Annotated in this window: 16 protein-coding genes and 1 pseudogene; 9 read left to right on the forward strand and 8 right to left on the reverse strand. The window is 71.4% G+C overall.

Features of this window, described 5'->3' with window-relative positions; all coding sequences use genetic code 11:
- Window positions 1–5 precede the first annotated feature (5 nt).
- Window positions 6–365 (reverse strand): DUF4398 domain-containing protein, encoded by a 360-nt coding sequence (locus ACVTJA_RS02710; protein ID WP_465833537.1) that lies wholly within the window; start codon window positions 363–365, stop codon window positions 6–8.
- Between the two features lie 217 nt (window positions 366–582).
- Here ACVTJA_RS02710 and ACVTJA_RS02715 point away from each other — a divergent pair, with 217 nt between their 5' ends.
- The gene (locus ACVTJA_RS02715; protein ID WP_465833538.1) at window positions 583–1,467 is read left to right on the forward strand and encodes a 5'-3' exonuclease; all 885 of its coding nucleotides are present in this window, start codon (window positions 583–585) and stop codon (window positions 1,465–1,467) included.
- Here the strand turns inward: ACVTJA_RS02715 and ACVTJA_RS02720 are convergent, their stop codons facing one another.
- Window positions 1,468–3,927, reverse strand: coding sequence for a PAS domain-containing protein (locus ACVTJA_RS02720; protein WP_465833540.1), 2,460 nt, complete (start codon window positions 3,925–3,927; stop codon window positions 1,468–1,470).
- 170 nt (window positions 3,928–4,097) lie between these two features.
- Here ACVTJA_RS02720 and ACVTJA_RS02725 point away from each other — a divergent pair, with 170 nt between their 5' ends.
- The 5 genes and pseudogenes from ACVTJA_RS02725 to sitI6 all read left to right on the forward strand — a co-directional run bounded on the left by ACVTJA_RS02725 (window position 4,098) and on the right by sitI6 (window position 7,155).
- Window positions 4,098–4,538: a group II truncated hemoglobin gene (locus ACVTJA_RS02725; RefSeq protein WP_465833542.1), complete on the forward strand. Its 441-nt coding sequence runs from the start codon at window positions 4,098–4,100 to the stop codon at window positions 4,536–4,538.
- A gap of 58 nt (window positions 4,539–4,596) precedes the next feature.
- Window positions 4,597–5,196, forward strand: coding sequence for a TetR/AcrR family transcriptional regulator (locus tag ACVTJA_RS02730; protein WP_465833544.1), 600 nt, complete (start codon window positions 4,597–4,599; stop codon window positions 5,194–5,196).
- Window positions 5,197–5,269: 73 nt separating this feature from the next.
- Window positions 5,270–6,181: an alpha/beta hydrolase gene (locus tag ACVTJA_RS02735; RefSeq protein ID WP_465833546.1), complete on the forward strand. Its 912-nt coding sequence runs from the start codon at window positions 5,270–5,272 to the stop codon at window positions 6,179–6,181.
- A gap of 170 nt (window positions 6,182–6,351) precedes the next feature.
- Window positions 6,352–6,426, forward strand: a pseudogene (locus ACVTJA_RS02740) (SitA6 family polymorphic toxin lipoprotein); the annotation flags it as partial.
- Between the two features lie 3 nt (window positions 6,427–6,429).
- On the forward strand, window positions 6,430–7,155 hold the full coding sequence (sitI6, locus tag ACVTJA_RS02745; RefSeq protein WP_465833548.1) for a SitI6 family double-CXXCG motif immunity protein: 726 nt from the start codon (window positions 6,430–6,432) through the stop codon (window positions 7,153–7,155).
- Window positions 7,156–7,205: 50 nt separating this feature from the next.
- Here the strand turns inward: sitI6 and ACVTJA_RS02750 are convergent, their stop codons facing one another.
- A complete protein-coding gene (locus tag ACVTJA_RS02750; RefSeq protein ID WP_465833550.1) occupies window positions 7,206–7,661 on the reverse strand; it encodes a VOC family protein in 456 nt (151 codons plus the stop codon).
- Between the two features lie 145 nt (window positions 7,662–7,806).
- On the opposite strand from ACVTJA_RS02750, the gene ACVTJA_RS02755 reads away from it, so the two are divergent.
- Together ACVTJA_RS02755 and ACVTJA_RS02760 are read left to right on the forward strand one after the other, a co-directional pair.
- Entirely contained in the window at window positions 7,807–8,721 is a 915-nt protein-coding gene (locus tag ACVTJA_RS02755) for an ABC transporter ATP-binding protein (protein WP_465833552.1), read from the forward strand.
- Window positions 8,718–12,329 carry an ABC transporter permease/M1 family aminopeptidase gene (locus ACVTJA_RS02760; RefSeq protein WP_465833554.1) on the forward strand — a complete coding sequence of 1,204 codons (3,612 nt, stop codon included), beginning with the start codon at window positions 8,718–8,720 and terminating at the stop codon, window positions 12,327–12,329. The genes ACVTJA_RS02755 and ACVTJA_RS02760 overlap by 4 nt, the downstream gene beginning before the upstream one ends.
- A gap of 40 nt (window positions 12,330–12,369) precedes the next feature.
- On the opposite strand, the gene ACVTJA_RS02765 is transcribed toward ACVTJA_RS02760, so the two are convergent.
- On the reverse strand, window positions 12,370–12,705 hold the full coding sequence (locus tag ACVTJA_RS02765) for a hypothetical protein (protein ID WP_465833556.1): 336 nt from the start codon (window positions 12,703–12,705) through the stop codon (window positions 12,370–12,372).
- A 258-nt stretch (window positions 12,706–12,963) separates the two neighbouring features.
- Between ACVTJA_RS02765 and ACVTJA_RS02770 the strand changes: the two genes are divergently transcribed.
- Complete coding sequence (locus tag ACVTJA_RS02770) at window positions 12,964–13,626, forward strand: hypothetical protein (protein WP_465833558.1); 663 nt, start codon at window positions 12,964–12,966, stop codon at window positions 13,624–13,626.
- Between the two features lie 15 nt (window positions 13,627–13,641).
- Here the strand turns inward: ACVTJA_RS02770 and ACVTJA_RS02775 are convergent, their stop codons facing one another.
- From ACVTJA_RS02775 to ACVTJA_RS02790, 4 genes are all read right to left on the reverse strand, one after another.
- Complete coding sequence (locus tag ACVTJA_RS02775; protein WP_465833560.1) at window positions 13,642–14,604, reverse strand: acyl-CoA desaturase; 963 nt, start codon at window positions 14,602–14,604, stop codon at window positions 13,642–13,644.
- A gap of 179 nt (window positions 14,605–14,783) precedes the next feature.
- Entirely contained in the window at window positions 14,784–16,529 is a 1,746-nt protein-coding gene (locus ACVTJA_RS02780; protein ID WP_465833561.1) for a caspase family protein, read from the reverse strand.
- On the reverse strand, window positions 16,526–17,380 hold the full coding sequence (locus tag ACVTJA_RS02785; protein ID WP_465833562.1) for a hypothetical protein: 855 nt from the start codon (window positions 17,378–17,380) through the stop codon (window positions 16,526–16,528). The genes ACVTJA_RS02780 and ACVTJA_RS02785 overlap by 4 nt, the downstream gene beginning before the upstream one ends.
- 12 nt (window positions 17,381–17,392) lie before the next feature.
- The gene (locus tag ACVTJA_RS02790; protein ID WP_465833564.1) at window positions 17,393–18,076 is read right to left on the reverse strand and encodes an RNA polymerase sigma factor; all 684 of its coding nucleotides are present in this window, start codon (window positions 18,074–18,076) and stop codon (window positions 17,393–17,395) included.
- Between the last annotated feature and the right edge of the window lie 8 nt (window positions 18,077–18,084).

Below are 18,084 nucleotides of genomic sequence, written 5' to 3' on the forward strand. Positions count from 1 at the left end.
ACGGCTCACTGGAGGCTGCGGCGCGCGGCCTCGGCCTGTTGGGTGGCCCGCTGCGCCTCACGCTCGAGGGGAATCGAGCGGGCCAGCGCGAGCGCCAGGTCCGCATCCGCCTGGGCCTGCATGAAGCGCATCTCCGCGGCCTCCTGTTCGCCTTCGACCAGAAGCCGCTCGGCATCGGCGACCTGTTGCCGGGCGAACTCCAGGTGCTGGGCGGCCTGTGGGACGCGGTCGGCGCCTGCGTTCTCCGCGGCCTTCAGCGAGGCCTCGGCCTGGACGCGGCGTTCATTGGGGACGGGAACAACCTGCTTGCTGGCACACCCGAAAAGGGTCAGGCACAGCACGGCGGCAAGCAGCTTCGGGCGCACGGTTCACCTCCAGCCGTCACGGCAACACCGGGCGCGGGACGTCGCGCCCAAGGCCAGAGGTGGGGCTGCCCCTCCAGGCCGGCAATCCATCCGGGAGTGAGATGCCTGAAGAGGGGGCGGGCAGGCACGCGGGCCCCGGCCCCCGGGTGCGAGTCCCCTTGCCACGGCGCGGGTGGGGACTGGCTTCGGCGCACCCGGCGGAGGTAGACCGCGCGGTATGCGCCTGCACCTCGTGGATGGGACGTATGAGCTGTACCGAGCCCACTTCTCGCCCCGGCCCGGCCACTCGGCACCGGGCGGGCAGGACGTGAAGGCGTCGGTGGGATTGATGTCGTCGCTGCTGATGCTGCTGCACGACGCGGCGGAGTCGGTGACGCACATCGCGGTGGCGTTCGACAACCCCATCCGCTCGTTCCGCAACGCGCTGTTCGCCGGCTACAAGAGCGACGAGGGCGTGCCGCCGGAGCTGCACGCGCAGTTCGACCTCGCGGAAGAGGCGGTGCGAGCGCTGGGCGTCACGGCGTGGTCCATGAAGGAATTCGAGGCGGACGACGCGCTCTCCACGGCGGCGGCGCGCTTCGCGGGCGAAGTGGAGCAGGTGCGCCTGATGACGCCGGACAAGGACCTGGGCCAGTGCGTGCGGGGCCGGAAGGTGGTGCAGGTGGACCGGCGGCAGGAGAAGGAGTTCGACGAGGACGGGGTGCGCGCGAAGCTGGGCGTGCCGCCCGCGAGCGTGCCGGACCTGCTGGCGCTGATGGGAGACGACGCGGACGGCATCCCCGGGCTGCCGGGCTTCGGTGAGAAGGGCGCGTCGGCGCTGCTGAGCGCGTACGGCCACCTGGAGGCGATTCCCGCCGAGGCCTCTTCCTGGACGGCGCGCCCGCGCGGCGCGGACAAGCTGGCGGCGACGCTGCGCGAGCACCGCGAGGATGCGCTGCTGTACCGCAAGCTGGCCACGCTGGTGACGGATGCGCCGCTGCCCGGCACGGCGTCGCTGGCGGACCTGGAGTGGAAGGGCGTGCCGCGAGAGCGCTTCGAGGCGATGTGCGACCGGCTGGGCCTCACCACGCTGAAGCGTCGCCCGAAGCGCTGGGCGGCGTAGCTACCCCGCTGCCTCGTCCACACGGCCCGCGGTGGCGGACACCGGGGCATGGCGCGGAAGGCGCACGGTGAAGGTGGTGCCCGCCTCGGCCGTGGACGTCACGTCCACCGTGCCTCCGTGCGCCTGGATGATGCTGCGGACGATGTAGAGCCCCAGGCCGATGCTCCGGCCTCCGCGGTCCTCCGGCCGCTCAGCGCCGCGCTCCAGCGGCTCGAAGATGCGCGGGAGCTGCTCCGGCGGAATCGGCGTCCCCTCGTTGTGGACCGCCACCTCCACGCCGTGCTCCGTGCCCCGCGCCACCACGCGCACCGCCGTGTCCGGCGGGCTGTACTGCAACGCATTGCCCACCAGGTTGCCCAGCGCCTGCGCCAGCCGGTCCGGGTCCCACGTCCCCGCGCCGCTCCCCGCGGACTCCGCCCGGATGCGCCGCTCCGGTGATGCCGCCTGCACCTCGTCCACCACCGCGTGCACCACCTCGTGCAGGTCCACCGCGCGGGGGAACGCCGGAATGCCTCCGCCCTGCCGCGCCCGCGTGAAGTCCAGCAGGTCGCGAATCATCCGCGTCGCCCGCTCGGCCGAGCGGTGGATGCGCTGCACGTGCCGCTCCATCCGCTCGTCCAGCCGGCCCCGCTGCAACAGCACCGACACCGCCAGCGTTATCGCGCTCAGCGGGTTGCGCAAATCGTGACTGACGATGCCGATGAGCTGCCGCTCGAAGTCCGCCCGAGCGCGCATCTCCGCCGTCAGCCGCTTCGGCTCGGTGATGTCCGCCAGCGCGCCGGTGAGGTGCGTGGGCTCGCCCCGCGCGTCCAGCAGCACCCGCCCCTGGTCGCGAATCCATCGCACCGCGCCGTCCGTGCGGAGGATGCGGTACTCCGCTTCGAAGGCGCCGCGCTCGCGGATGGCGCGCTCGGTGTGCGCCTCGACGGAGGGCCGGTCCTCCGGGTGGACGCGGGAGAAGAAGTCCTCCACCGGGAAGACGGCCTCGCGCGCCTCCAGTCCGAGCATCCGGTTGAAGTTCGCGTCGCGCATCTCCGTCCGCGACTTCAAATCCAACCGCCACGTCCCCACGTTGGCCGCCGCCAGCGCCGAGCGCAGCCGCTGCTCGCTCTCGCGCAGCGCACCGGCCAGCTCGGACTCCTTGCGCCGCGCCCGCACCGTGTCCGTCACCTCCACCGCGAAGAGGATGACGGCCTCCACCCGGCCCGCCGCGTCCAGCATGGGCTGGTACATGAAGTCGAAGTAGCCCTCGGACAGCGTGCCGTCGTTGTGCCGGTCCACGCGCGCGGGCATCTCCCGGGCGCTGAAGGGCTCGCCCGTGGCGAACACCGTGTCCAGCTGCTCCAGCAGCCCCTGTCCCTCCAGCTCCGGCAGGGCCTCGCGGATGGGGCGCCCCACCAGCGGACGGGCTCCGAGGAGCTGCCGCATCCGCGCGTTGGCCACCTCGAAGCGTTGGTCCGGAGCGCGCAGCACGCCGAGCAGCGCGGGCACCTGCTCGAAGAGGGTGGCCAGCAGGGCGCGCTGCCGGTCCGCCTCCTCGCGAGCGCGGCGCTCCAGCTCCAGAAGCCGGGCGCGCGCGGCCTCCGCCTCGTAGTGCTCGGTGACGTCCTGCATCGCCCCCACCACCTGCACCGCCACGTCTCGCGCGTCGCGGACGATGTGGCACCGGTCCACCACGTGCGCCCACGAGCCGTCCCCGCGCTGGAAGCGGTAGGTGTCCTGCCACTCGTGCTCCGTGCCAGCCAGCGTCGCCTCGAGGCCCCGCAGCACGCGCGCGCGGTCCTCCGGGTGCAGCCGCTCCACCCACCACTGGAAGGTGTCGCGCACCGCCGAGGGCGCGTAGCCGAACACCTCGTGCACGCCGCTCGTCCAGTCCACCGAGTTCGAGCGCGGGTCCCACTCCCACACCGCGTCTCGCGTGGCGCGCGCCGCCAGCCGGAAGCGCAATTCGCTGCGCCACGCGCGCTCCTCCGCCACCTGGACCTCGGACAGCGTGCCTTCGACGAGCAGCCGTCGCGCGCGCTCATCTTCCAGGGCCTGCCGCCGCGAGCGCTCCCAGCGCGCGAGCGCTCCCACGCGCGCGGCCAATTCCGCCGGACGGAAGGGCTTGAAGACGTAGTCGTTGGCGCCCGCCGTCAGCCCCTCCACCACGTCATCCGGGTGCGTGTTGGAGGTGAGCAACAGCACGGGCAGGTTCGAGGTGGCGGGGTTGCCGCGCAGGAAGCGGCACACCTCCAGCCCCGTCATGCCGGGGAGGAACCAGTCCACCACCAGCACCTCGGGCATGGCCCGTGGGCCCAGGGCCTCCAGCAGCGCCGGCCCGTCCGCGAAGGTGGAGACGTCACAGGTAGGCGCGAGCGCGCGCCGGATGACCTCCGTCTCCGCCGGGCTGTCGTCCAGCACCCAGACCGAGGGCAGTGGGGGGGCTTCGGGCGATGTGACGCCGGAGGAGGGATTCACGAGAGGGTCGAGGCCTTAGCAACCCCCTCTTCACGCGGTCAATTCTCCGCCGGACGGGGTGTACGCCGCTCGCCACCTCGTCCGTCCTCCAGGCGCGCAATCGTTGCGCGTGCGTCGGGCGTGCCTCCGCGACAGGATGGCGCACTGTCTCCTCGACGTTGAAGGAAGCCATGACCGTTGAGCTGAAGCTGCCCCCCTCGGATGACTGGGTGCCCACCCTGGAAGACACGCCGTACCAGCGGCTCGGCGGGGAGGAGGCGACGCGCGCGCTCGCGAATGCCTTCTACGACGCCATGGACGCAGAGGAGCCGGCGCTGGCGAAGCTGCACGAGCTGGACGAGCAGGGCCGGGTGAATGCGGGCTCGCGCGAGCGCTTCGGCCTCTTCCTCATGGGCTGGCTGGGCGGGCCCCAGCACTACTCCGCGCGCCACGGCCACCCGAGGTTGCGCATGCGCCACGGCCACCTGCCCGTGGACGTCGCCATGCGCGACGCCTGGCTGCGCTCCATGCAGCGCGCCCTGGACGCGCGCGGTATCACCGGAGGCCTGCGTCGCTTCCTCGACGAGCGCTTCGCCCAGGTGGCCGACTTCCTCCGCAACACCGAGGGCTGAGTCGCCTACTGCCGCAGATGGGCTTGCAGAAAAAGCACGGGCGTTCTAAATAAGCTCCATGCGCAAGGGAGAGCTCACCCACCAGGCCATCCTCGAGCGGGCCGTCCAGCTCGCGAGCCGTGTTGGCCTGCAGGGGCTGAGCATCGGCGGGCTGGCGGAGGAGCTCAATCTCTCCAAGAGCGGCCTGTTCGCGCACTTCAAGTCCAAGACGGAGCTCCAGGTCCAGGTCATCCAGACGGCCACGGACGTCTTCACCGAGCGCGTCATCCGTCCGGCCCTCGCGAAGCCCCGGGGCGAGCCCCGCGTGCGCGCCCTCTTCGAGGGCTGGCTCGCGTGGGACAGGGACAAGCTCCTCGACGGCGGCTGCATCTTCGTGGCGGCGGCGGCGGAGCTCGACGATTCGGAAGGGCCCGCGCGCGACGCGCTGGTGCAGAGCCAGCGGGACTGGCTGGACTGTCTCACGCAGGCGGCGCGCATCGCCGTGGCGGAGGGGCACTTCCGCAAGGATTTGGACCTGGAGCAGTTCGCCCATGACGAGTACGCGGTGATGCTCGGCTATCACCACGCGCAGCGGCTGATGCGGGACCCGAAGGCCCATGCCCGGGCCCAGCGCGGCTTCGAGGCGCTGCTCACGGCCGCCCGCAACCCCACCCACTGACTTCCTGTTGCACCTGGTGTCCTTCGAGGAGGACCTCATCATGGCGGAAAATAGCACGACCGTTCGGACTAAAATGGCGCTGTGGGGCGTGAAGGCCACGGCGAAGGGGTTGGGGACGGTGGCGCCGTGGGCGGCGACGGCGTGGGCGGAGAAGCTGTTCTTCACGCCTCGGCGGCCCCGGCGCTCGCGCACGGCGGAGGCGGTGCTGGCGAAGGGGCAGCAGCGGGTGCTGAAGCTGGGTGGGGAGAAGGTGGCGGTGTGGAGCTGGGGCGAGGGCCCGCGCGTGTTGCTGGTGCACGGGTGGAGCGGCTACGGCGGGCAGCTCACGGCCTTCGTGGCGCCGCTGGTGGAGGCGGGCTTCTCGGTGGTGACGTACGACGCGCCGGGGCACGGAGTGTCATCGGGGAGCCGGAGCTCGCTGCCGGAGATGGCGGACATGGTGGCGTGGGTGGGGCGGGCGACGGGTGGGCCGTACGCGGTGGTGGCGCACTCGTTCGGCGCGTCGGCGTCGGCGGTGGCGATGCGGGACGGGCTGAAGGTGGAGCGCGCGGTGTTCCTCTCTCCGCCGGCGGACCCGCGCTGGGGGCTGGAGGACTTCGCGAAGACGGTGGGGCTGACGGAGGGCGTGAAGCGGCGGATGCAGGCGCGGATGGAGGAGCGGTTCGACATGCCGCTGCGCAACCTGGCGCTGCCCACCTTCGTGCCGTTCCTGAAGGTGCCGCTGCGCATCTTCCACGATGTGGGGGACAGGGAGGTGCCCATCGCCTCGGGCGAGGCGATTGCGCGCGCGTGGCCGGGCGCGAAGCTGACGCGCACGGAGGGGCTGGGGCACCACCGCATCCTGTATGCGCCGGAGGTGGTGCAGCCCGCGGTGGAGTTCATCGCCGAGGGCCGTCCGCGCAACGCGTGGCCGGCGCCGGAGGTGCTGGCGTCTGTCTCCGCCGTGCCCTCGCGTGGATTCCTGCGCGTGGTGCACGGGGGCTGAGGGCGCGGGCTCCCTGAGCAGTAATAGACAGAGGGATGGTAGCGTTCGCGCGCCATGCGAACGCTTCATGCCGTCTGGCTGTCGTTGGTTGCCGTGTCCTGGCTGGGCTGTGCCACCGCCAATGCTCCCATTCAGCAAGCGTGGGATGGGGCGGAGCTGGAGTGCAATGCGCGGGGGAGCTGATTCACCGTTTCGAGCTCATCGGTGGTCCCATCCAGCCCTACGATTCACGCCCTGGAGCGTGAGACGTGACGACACGGTTCTTCTGGTTGCGTGAGGACGAGGCGGAGCGGACGCGCTTCAATGGGAGCTTCGACGCCGCGCACAAGTGGGGGCTTCCCGGGGCGATGTGCTCAACGTGCGGAAACACCTGGGCGAGCTCGGGACACCAGTACCCCGGGGTGGACCTCTCGCAACTGCCAGCGCGGAAGGAGTTCGAGAAGGCCAGGCCAGAGCCTTTCGTCGAATTCGCACGCCTGCGCGAGCTCGTGCGGCCCCTGATGCCTTCGAACTCGACGCTGCCGCCCGGCACGGAAATGGGTCCTCTGGTGGGGCGTGCCTCCGGGGCGTTCGGCCCGGTGGCCTGGCAGGGAGCGTCACTGATGCTCCTGCGGAAGGATGCGCTGGAGCGACTCCAGTCGGACGGCGTGCGAGGACTGCGGGGCTGCCGGACGGAGCTGCGGTTCCGGCAGAAGGACCCGCCAGAACTGCTGGAGCTCCAAGTCGAACCGCGCGGCCGGCTGCACAAGGACTGCATTCCGCCCGAGGTGCCGCCACCGTGTGCAACCTGTGGCCGGGTCTACTTCCGGCTGCCGGATGAACCCATCCTGGAGGCGGCATCGCTGCCCACGGATGTGGACCTGTTCCGCGTGGGCAACTACGCCACGGTGATTGTCGGCACCGAGAGGTTCAAGGAGGCCGTGCTCCGCCTGGAGCTGGGCGGCATTACGTTCCAGGAGCTGCCGACTCGCTAGCTGCATCCGGTGCGGAGCAAGCCGTCCGCACCGGATGCTGACGGCGTTGACTACCCGCCCATCTTCGCCATTCGGCGCTGCATCTCCTCGGGCGACACGTCCTCGACATGCTGCGAGAGCCCCCACTTGTAGCCCTCGGGGTCCTCGAACTGGCCGGAGCGGTCGCCGTAGAACTGGTTCTGCAGCGGCTTCAACACCTTGCCGCCGGCCTTCACGAAGCGCTCGGCCAGCGCGTCTACGTTCTCCGAGTAGATGACCAGCCCCATCGGCGAGCCGCCGAAGTGCTTCGGGGCCTTGCTGCCCATGTCCGGGAACTCGTCCGACACCATGATGCGCGAGTTGCCAATCTGCAGCTCCGCGTGCGCCACCTTCCCGCCCGGCATCGGCATCCGGTACAGCTCGATGGCGCCGAGCGCGGCCTTGTAGAACTCGATGGCCTTGTTCGCGTCGCTGAGCGCGAGATACGGCGTGACAGAGTGGAAGCCGTCGGGAATCGCCTTGGGCATGGCTGCTCCTTCTTCGGGTGTGGGCCCCGCCTCACGCGGGGAGCGGCACACTGCTCCAAGCAGGTCGTGGGCTGCAAGCCCGTTCAGTGGGGTTGTGCATCACTGAAACGGAAATGAGCACACGCGTCCCGGCGTACATGGGGGCATGCTCTCCCTCCGCAATCTGGTGAAGGTGTACCCCGGCCCCGTGGCCGCATTGCGCGGCGTGGACCTGGAGGTGCCGCGCGGCATGTTCGGGCTGCTCGGGCCGAACGGCGCCGGCAAGTCCACGCTGATGAAGATTCTGGCGGGTCTGCTGGAGCCCACCTCGGGAGAGGTGACGCTGGACGGCACGGACATCGTCCGACATCCGGAGGCGCTGCGCCCGTACCTCGGCTATCTGCCGCAGGAGTTCGGCTTCTACCCGTACCTCACGGGTGAAGCGATGCTGCTGTACCTCCTGAAGCTCAAGGGCGTCACCGCGCCGCAGGGCCTGAAGAAGCTCACCGCGGAGCTGCTGGAGCGCGTCAACCTCACGTTCGCCGCGAAGCGGAAGGTGAAGGAGTACTCGGGCGGCATGCGGCAGCGGCTCGGAATCGCGCAGGCGCTGGCGGGCAATCCGAAGCTCATCATCGTGGACGAGCCCACCGCGGGCCTGGACCCCGAGGAGCGCCTGCGCTTCTACCGGCTGCTCGCGGAGGTGGCCCACGAGCGCACGGTGCTGCTCTCCACGCACATCGTCGAGGACGTGGCCATGCTGTGCCCGCGCTTCGCCGTCATCCGTCAGGGCCGCGTGGTTGCGATTACGTCTCCCACCGAGGCGAAGGCCGCCATTCAAGGCACCATCTTCGAGGGCACCGCCTCCGCCGCCGAACTGGCCGAGCTCCAGCGCACCCGCCGCGTCACGCAGGCCGTGCTCTTCGAGGGCCGCAACCGCGTGCGCATCCACGCTCAGAACGCGGCCGTGCCCGCGGGCTTCGAGCGCGTGACGCCCACGCTGGAGGACGCGTACCTCCTGTTGATGAAGGACACCCAGGCGCCCGCCGAGGACGCCGCGCCCGCCCGCGAGGTGGCGCGATGAATGCCGCCCGGCTGGGCACCGTGGTGCGCACGGAATTGGCGCACCAGGTGCGCCGCCCGCTGTTCGTCATCCTGCTCCTCATCACCTTCCTGACGGTGTGGGGCCTGTCGTCCGGCAACGTGACGATTGAGTCCGGAGCCAGCCAGGTGGGCGGACAGAAGGCGTGGGTGACGAGCGAGTTCGCCGTCTCGCAGACGCTCATCCTGCTCACCTTCCTGCTCTACACGTTCTTCATCTCCGTGGGCGCGGGCATGGGCGTTATCGCGGACGAGGAGGCGCGCGTGGGCCCCATCATCCACACCACGCCGCTGACGCCGCGCGAGTATGTGTGGGGCAAGTTCCTCGCGGTGCTGGCGGCGTACGGGCTCGCGCTCGGGGCGATGGTGCTCTTCCTGGTGTTCTTCCACCACGTGGTACCGGCGGGAGAGAACGCGGAGTACCGGGGCCCGCTGTCGCTGCTCAACTACGTGCGGCCGGCGCTCTTCTTCGGCGTGCCGCTGCTCGTCTTCATGGCGGGCACCGCCTTCGCGGTGGGCGAGCTGACGCGGCGGCCGGTGCTCGTCTACTTCCTGCCCGTGGTGCTGATGTTCATCTGCGCCTTCTTCCTCTGGGACTGGGCTCCCGGCTGGTTGGACCCGCGCATCAATCGCGCGCTCATGGCGGTGGAGCCCGCGGGCCTGCGCTGGCTGAGCGAGACGTGGGTGAAGGTCGACCGGGGCGTGGAGTTCTACAACCACGAGCGCGTGGGACTGGACGCGCTCTTCGTGCTCAGTCGTCTCGGCTTCATCGCGGTGGGCCTGGGCGGCGTGGCGTGGAGCGCGCGGCACGTGGCGCAGGGCCTCAAGGGCGCGACGGTGCGGCCGGTGAAGGGGAAGACGCTCGCGGACGTGCCGCCCGCCACGCCGCTGGGGACGTTCCGCGAGGAGACGCCGCTCGCGTCGCTGAACATGGGCGTGCGTCCGCCGAGCCTGCTCGGCGACTTGTGGCACGTGGCGCGCGTGGAGGCGCGGGGCCTGCTGTCGCAGCCGGGGCTCTACCTCTTCATCCCCATCATCCTGTTGCAGGTGGTGGTGCAGGCGCTCAACGCGATTGGGCCCTTCGACACGCCGCTCCTGGCGGTGCCAGGACACTTCGCGGTGCGGAGCATGGGGCAGGCGTCCACGCTCGTGTGCCTGCTGCTGATGTTCTACACGGTGGAATCGCTGGAGCGGGAGCGCGCCGTCTTCTTCGCGCCCATCCATGACGCCACGCGGGTGCGCACGCTGTCGGTGCTGCTGGGCAAGGCGCTCGCCAACAGCCTCGTGGGCGTGGCGATTCTGGCGGTGACGTGGCTGGCGGTGTCGCTGGTGCAGCTCGCGCAGGGGAAGGTGCCGGTGGCGGTGGTGCCGTACGCCATCGTCTGGGGGCTGTTGCTGTTGCCCACCTTCGTGCTGTGGACGTGCTTCGTGCTCGCGGCGCGCGCGGTGGCGGACGGGCGCTTCGGCGCGTATGGCATTGCGCTGGCCGTGCTGTGCCTCACCGGCTTCGGCGCGGTGCGCGGTGAGCTGAACTGGGCGACGAACTGGCCGCTGTGGGGCTCGGTGCGGTGGTCGGATTTGGGGCCGTTCGAATTGGACCGCACGGCGCTCATCCTCAACCGCGTGGGCGCGCTGGGGCTGGCCGGCTTCTTCGCGGCGGTGGCGCTGCGGCTGGATGGTCGGCGCGCACCGGACTCGGTGAGCCTGCTGGAGCGGCTGAAGCCGGGTGGCCTGCTTCGCGGCGCGTGGAGGCTGACGCCGTGGATGGTGGTGCCGGCGGTGGCGCTCATCGGCGCGGCGGTGCAGGTGGGGCAGGGCTGGCAGGGCGACGCGGCGAAGAAGCGCGCGAAGGAGTACTGGCAGAAGAACCTGGCCACGTGGAAGGACGCGCCGCAGCCCGCGATTCAGGACGTGGACCTCGACGTGGGCCTGGAGCCCGAGGCCGGCACGTTCCACACGCGCGGCACGTACACGCTCGTGAATCGCCACGACAAGGCGCTGGAGGCCTTCGCGCTCACCGGTGGCGACCACTGGGAGGACGTGCGCTGGACGGTGGACGGGAAGGAGGCCACGGCGGAGGACCGCTCGCGGCTGTACGTCTTCCGGCCGGAGGGAGGCATGCGGCCGGGCGCGGTGCTGCGCGTGGGCTTCGACTTCCACGGCCGCTTCCCGCGCGGCGCGACGAAGGACGGCGGGAAGGTGGAGGAGTTCATCCTGCCGTCGGGCGTGGTGCTCACCAGCTTCGGCCCGTCGTTCGCGCCCGTCATCGGCTTCCGCGACGACATCGGCGTGGACGAGAAGGAGAACAAGTACGAGCCGCGCGTGTACTCGGACCGCTTCTACGAGGGACAGACGGAGGCCGCGTGGGGCACGGGCACGCCCTTCACCACGCGCATCCGCGTGACGGGGCCTGACGATTACACGCTCAACTCGGTGGGCGTGCTGGAGAGCGACGAGGTGAAGGACGGCCGCCGAGTCAGCGTGTGGAAGAGCGACCACCCGATGAGCATGTTCAACATCGTCGCGGGCCGGTGGACGGTGCTGCGCGGTGAGGGCACGGCCGTCTTCCACCACCCCTCGCACACGTACAACGTCGAGGAGATGCGGCGCGGGCTGGACGCGGCGCGGCGGTACTACTCCGAGTGGTACTACCCCTATCCATGGAAGGAATTGAAGCTCTCCGAGTTCCCCGGCCTGGACACGTACGCGCAGGGCTTCGCCACCAACATCACCTTCTCCGAGAGCATCGGCTTCCTGACGAAGAGCACGCCGAAGGCGAACGCGGTGCTGCTGATTACCGCGCACGAGGCCGCGCACCAGTGGTGGGGCAACCTGCTGATTCCGGGCAAGGGCCCGGGCGGTGAGGTGCTGTCGGAGGGCACATCGCACTACTCGGCGCTGAAGCTGGCCGAGCAGTTGGAGGGCCCCGCGCTGCGCATGGAAATCGCGAAGCGGCTGGAGGAGCGCTACGCGAAGAACCGGCGCCTGGACGCGGAGCAGCCGCTGGTGAAGCTGGACAACACGCGCGAGGGTGACAACACCGTCCTCTACGACAAGGGCGGCTGGGTGTTCTGGATGATGGAGGACCTGCTCGGCCGCGAGGCGATGCACGCGGGCCTCCAGGCCTTCCTGCGCCAGTACATCCCGAGCGCGGACCACCCGGTGCTGCAGGACTTCATCGCGGCGATGCGGCCCTTCGCGAAGGACGCGGCGGCCTACGACGCCTTCGTGAAGCAGTGGTTCCACGAGGTGCACGTGCCGGAGTACCGGCTGTCCGGAGCGAGCGTGAAGCAGGAGGGCGGACAGTGGGTGACCACGGTGACGGTGGAGAACGCCGGCACCGGGCGCATGCCGGTGGAGGTGGCCGCGGTGAAGGGCGAGCGCTACCCGGAGCGGACGGAGGAGGAGGCCGCGAAGGGCCCGGCGACACCGTCACCGGACTACCGCGACGCGCGGAAGACGGTGGTGCTGGGCGCGGGAGAGAAGGCGGAGGTGACGGTGCGCGCCGACTTCGCGCCCGAGCGGTGGGTGGTGGACCCGGACGTGCGCGTGCTCCAGCTCCGCCGTGAGAGCTCGGTGCTGAAGCTGTGAGCTTCGCTCGGCCCCCCGTCCCGCGTGGACGGGGGCGTGGCTATTCCGCGTATGCCGGCGAGGTGCTCGAGCCCAGCTGCGAGGAGACGTAGCGGCCGTTCGCGTCGTAGCGCACGCGGACGTCACCCGGCTTCAGCTCATGGCTGTTGTCATCCGTGGCATGCGTGACCTTGGGGCGGGCCGCCTTCACCTCCGCGCGTGTCACCCGCCCACGCAGCAGGGCGTCGAGCCAGTCGCGATGCGCCTCGCAGTCAGCGTAGCCCTCACGCATGTAGGTCCGCGCGACGGCTCCGTCCACCACCAGGTACGCCCCGACGACCAGCGTCGGCACCCAGAGGCCCAGCACCGCGAAGAACGCCACCTTCCATCGGTTCATGTCGGGGACAGTCTGCAATAGAACGGCGCGGACTGTCTCTGCCCGGGGAGCATCGGTGCCACGTGCCCGTGAGCGCGTCCTCGTGGAATGTCAGTGTGACAGGGAGCACGCCGTGCCGCCGCGACAGGGTGGCACGGCACGGCACCCTCGAGTCGCGGTGTCCCCTCTGAGCGGCGGTTGTGCACACGGGTTGCAATAGGCCCGGGCACACGTCCGGAAGGCCGGGCCCTGCCGCTCCAAAGAGGGGGTTCTTCACCGATGAAGCACATCCACACGCTGTTGATGACCGCAATCCTGTCCACGTCCGCGACCGCCATGGCGGACGAACTGTCGGCGCCGGTGCCGGAGGCGCGCCGCACCATCCTGGGCATCTCCGTCCTGCCGCTCATTGGCGACACCACACTGGAAGTCGGAGGCGAGCGGGTGGTGAGCCCGCGCGTGTCCGTGGGAGTCAACCTGCGGGCGGGCATCGGCCACCTGGAGAGCCGGTCGGTGGCCACCAGCGGGCTGGAGAACTTCCCGGGGGCGTCCAACGAGACCAGCTACCTGATTGGCGCCGAGCCGATGGCCCGCCTCTTCCTGACGGGGACGGCTCCCGAGGGGCTCTGGCTCTCGCCCCGGCTCAGCGTCTCCCACCAGTGGTCGAAGAACCACGAGGAGGGGCCCGGCCTGTGGGCGGGCACGTTCGACGTGCGCGGATGGAGTGCCGGCGGCGCCGCGCTCCTGGGCTACAGCACCATCGTCGGGAGGGGGCTCGCCATCCAGTTCGGCGCCGGGCTCGACGCCAGGTACTCTCGCGACACCCAGACAGTGCGCCTCCCCATCCTGGGCACGGATGACGAGTTTGGCGAGGTGAAGCACAAAATCCGCTCTTGGTCCGTTGGCGAGCGTGTGGAGATGTCCGTGGGCTGGGCCTTCTGAAGCCGGGGCCTTGCCTCACACGTGCTGGTAGCGCGGCCCTCCATGGCGCCGCGCGAGAGGGCGGGGCTTGCGTCCACCGGGCCGCGGCGTGGGGCGCCGGGGCTCGTTCCGTCTGCGAGCCCCCGCGCGCAGCGGCAGGTCCGTGAGCCCCTTCACGTCATGCACCAGTCCCAGCGCGGTCATCGCGCGCACCGCCCACCAGCCCGGGTCCGGCTGCCGCCACCCGAGCCCCATCTGCGCCGAGCCCGGATACGCGTGGTGGTTGTTGTGCCACGACTCGCCCATGCTCACGAGCGCGAGCCACCCCGCGTTGCGCCCCTGCTCCGCGCAGCCGGGCAATTCATAGGGCTGCTCGCCCTCGACATGGCTGACGTAGTGGATGCACCAGAAGCCATCCTGCGTGAGCGCCAGCCGCACGAAGACGCCCCAGGCCACCCACGAAGCGCCACCAATCCCATACAGCGCCAGCGTGAGCGGCACCTGGAGCCACAGCCCCGCGCGCTCCAGCGTGCGGAAGAACGAGTCCTCGGCCACGCGCGGCTCCACGGGCGGGTACACGGCCGCGTCCCGCGTGTGCCACGTGTAGAAGAGGGCATACGCCATGACGCGCGCGAAGCCGTCGCGGTAGGCGAAGTACGGCGGGCAGTCCGCCTCCGGCTGGTTCTGATGGAAGTCACGCAGGTGGTGCATGCGGCTCATGCCGATGACGCCACCCAGGCCCGCCAGCGTGCCCACGAGGCCCAGCGTCCGCTCCACCGCGAGCGGCGCGCGGAAGGCGCGGTGGATGAGCCCGCGGTGGATGCCCACCGACACGCCGAGGCACATCGTCACCACCGTCAGCACGGCGAACACGACCACCGCGCTCCACGAGAAGAACCACAAGCCGCCCGCGACGGCCCCCACGTGCAGCAGGCACCAGCGGAACACCTTCCCCACGTCCAGCTTCGCCTCGCCCCACCTCGTGTCCCGTGCATCCATGGCCCTGCTCCTTTCGGAGCAAGGCCATCGCAAGCGCCCTGCCACCCGAAGCAGGGCCTGATTCCGCGCGCTTGCGCGAGCGCGCGGGCAGAACTGACAACGCCGTTCACAGTGGGCGTGCACGGCGTGGACGGGAGCGATGCCGTGGCGCCCGCCCAAGCAGGTCCTGTCACCAGGTGTCAGCGCTCCAGTCCCAGCTCGAATCCGGGGGCCCACGTCCAGCGGCGGTCTCCGTCCACGCGCACGCCGTCGAGGTCCACGCCCACGGTGCCTCGCAGCGCGAAGTCGCCCGTCTTCCACCGGAGGCCCGTGGCGGCTCGCACGGTGAGTGCCGCGGAGTCACCCTCGCGCCTCCCCGGCCGGTCCACCACCAGCATCAGCCACCCGCCACCCACCTCCGCGAATGGTGCGAGCGCACCCCGTCCGCTGAGGCCTCCCAGCGCGAGCAGCGACAGCCGCTGCAACGTGGCCGAGTCCACCCACGCGTCCGGAGCCAGCGCATAGCTCCCTCGAACGCCCCAGCGCAGCAGGCCTCCGGGGCCGGGCGCACGCCAGGAGAGCGCGAGCCCTCGTGACAGGCCCCGCCCGTCGAGCGGTGCCCCGCCCACGGTGAGGCCCACGTCCAGGCCGAGGGCGCGGGATGGCGCGGGGGACTCTGGCGTGGTGACGGGCGCGGAGAAGGCCACGGCGGGGACTCCCGCGGAGGTGACGTAGCCCTCGTAGAAGTCGCGACCGAAGGGCAGGGCGAAGAGTCCCTGGAGGAGGCTCTCCTCGGCGGCGCCGCGCTGAGCCACTTCCGGTGGGCCGGGCTCGGGAAGCCTCGGGGCCTCCAACTCCGAGCGCCGCACGCGGGCCTCGCCGTTCGGCATGCGCAGCCAGTAGGCGTCGCGCTCGGGCAGGGCCAGGACGAGGGCTTCGCCCGCGGTGCGGTGCGCGTCCGCGAGCCGGACGCCCAGCGTGTCCTCCACGGAGATGCGTGCGCCGCCGGGGCTCGCGGGGAGCCTCAAGCGCGGGCCCTCGGGAGCCGGGCCCACGAGCGAGCGGGTGGGGTTGAGCGCGGGCGGAAAGGTGCGCACCGCGAGCCTCGCGCGAGGGGACTTCACGCCGCGAATCGCCGAGGCGACGAAGGCGTCCAACTCGCTGTATTCCACGCGGCCGTCGCCATTCACGTCCGCGCCACCAAGGAGCGCCGAGCGCGCCGCGTGGCTGAAGACTCCGGCGCGCAGGCGGGACCACTCGTGCGTCTCGCCCTCGTCGCTCTCCGCGAAGACAGCGCCCACGCGCGGGTGGCCGGCGAGGCGCTCCTGCTCCAGGGCGCGGCGCAGCCGGCGGAGCACCCTCGGGTCTCCTCCGCGGCTGCCCACCACTCCCGCCGCGTGGCAGGCGTCCACGAGCAGATGCACGTAGTCCGCCTCCAGTCGCTCCACCACGCGGCCGTAGAGGGCGTCCTGGTCGAGTCGCCCATCCGCGAGCGTCAGGTACGCGCGGCCCGAGTCGCCCGTGCGGCCATGGCCCACGTAGACGAAGAGGAAGTCCACGGCGCGGCCCCGCGCGCGGTCCTCCGCGTTGCGCCGGGCCAGGGTGGACACGGCTTCGTCCAGCGCGGCCACGGTGGGAGCGCGGACACCGGTCAGCCGCTCGCGCTCCGTCTCCGCGGTGTCCGCATCCGGCACGGTGAGCAGCACCACATCCACGCCGAGCCGGCGCAGCGCCTCCGCCCAGCGCACGCCGTCGTCATCCGCGTAGCGGAGCGGAGGCATGCCGGGAGCGTCGCTGCCGTTGTGGGCCACCACCAGGGCACGTCGCACGAGGGGCGCGTCCTGCTCCCTCACGAGGGCCGCGGAGGGCTCGGACGTCGCGAGCGCGGAGGGCGGTGGCGCCAGGAGCACGAGGATGACGACGAGCCCGACACGGAGCGCGCTCACTTCGCCACCTCCACGCGCACGCGGTGCTGGATGCGGACGGCACCTTCCGTGGCTTCACCCCGTGCGGCCGCGAGCGCCGCCGCCGCGCTGGTGGCGAAGACGGCCGTTATCTCCACCTCGCCCGAGTCGGGCAGGCGCGGTGTCACGTCCAGCGCCGCCTCGGCCCCAGGCGGGCTCTTCACCTCGAAGGGCCCTTCCACGCGCGTGCCCCCCGCTCCGCGCATCATCACCACCGCGTGGGTGAGGGGCGCACGCCCGCCCGCCGCGAAGGCGAGCGACGCGCCAGCAGGGCACGCACCCTCGCTCTTCACCTCGCGCAGCGCCGAGTCCTCGGGCACACAGAACAGCCGCAGCACGGCGTTGCCGCCCTCGCCCCGGGCGGCCCACTGCTCCTCTGCCTCGGGCTGAGCCAGCAGGAGCAGCGCGCACGCCGCCGCGGCTACGAGTGCCCAGGCCCGGCCGAGGCCGTCCCACGGGTTCGGAGCCGCCACGCGCCCCGGAATGAACGTTCCTTCCACGCCGAGGGCGGCACCTCGTGGGCGCCAGGCCTCGAGTCTCCGCGCAATCCAGGTGCGCACCCCACCGCGCGCCGGGGAAGCCCCACCCGCCGCCGATGCGAGCGCGGCGTTCAGCCCGAGCGCCGCGATGGACTCCAGCTCCTCGTGCGTGGGCTCTCCGAGCGTGTCATGCGCCAGCACGCGCCGCATGTGCACTACACGCTCGTACCGGGGGCCGCACCGTTCACAGCCGCGCGCATGGCGCAGCACGCGGCTCCACAGCCGGGGCGGCAGCGCGCCCGAGGCCGCCAGCCGCGCCAGGTGCCGGTCGACGTGCGGTTGGAGCAGGGGCATGGGCATCTCCCTTCAGGGCACGAAGTTGGGAAACAGCAGGGCCAGCACCGAAGCGGCGGCGGCCATGGAGGGGACGGCGCCGGGCTCGGAGGTCAGCCAGCCCTCGGCGGAGAGGAAGTCCATCAGCGCGCGCCGCAGCTTCGCCTCGCGCGTGCGGGCCTCCTGCCGCGACATCCCGAGCGCCGCGCCGGTGCGCTCCTGGGACAGTCCCTGCACGAAGCGCAGCTCCGCGAATCGTCGCCCCGCCGCGTCCAGCCCGCCGAGGAAGCGGCGCACCAGCTCCCGGGTCTCCGCCTCCAGGGCGCGGTCCTCCGGGCTCGGGCTATCGGTGGCCAGGCGCTCCATCAGCGGCGTGTCATCCAGGGGCACGGCATGGCGAGCGATGCGTCCCGCCGCGCGCAGCACGTCCACCGCCGCCTGCCGCGCCAGGGCGTTGAGCCACGCTTCGTAGGGGCGCACGCCGTCGTAGTCCCGCCGCGCCTGCTCGCGGAAGGCGCGGACGAAGGTCTCCTGGTGAGCGGCCTCCAAATCCAGCGGGCCCACGCGGGTGGGGCCCGAGGGCCCTCGGGCCACGTAGGTGCGTGAGAGAAAACGCGCCACGTGGGCGGCGTACGCCTGGTACACCCGCGCCAGCGCGGCGGACTCTCCACGGCGGAAGGACGCCAGCAGCTCCGGGTCATGCTCCAGTGGCGACATGTCGTCCT

This window comes from Pyxidicoccus sp. M6 (genome assembly GCF_055568925.1).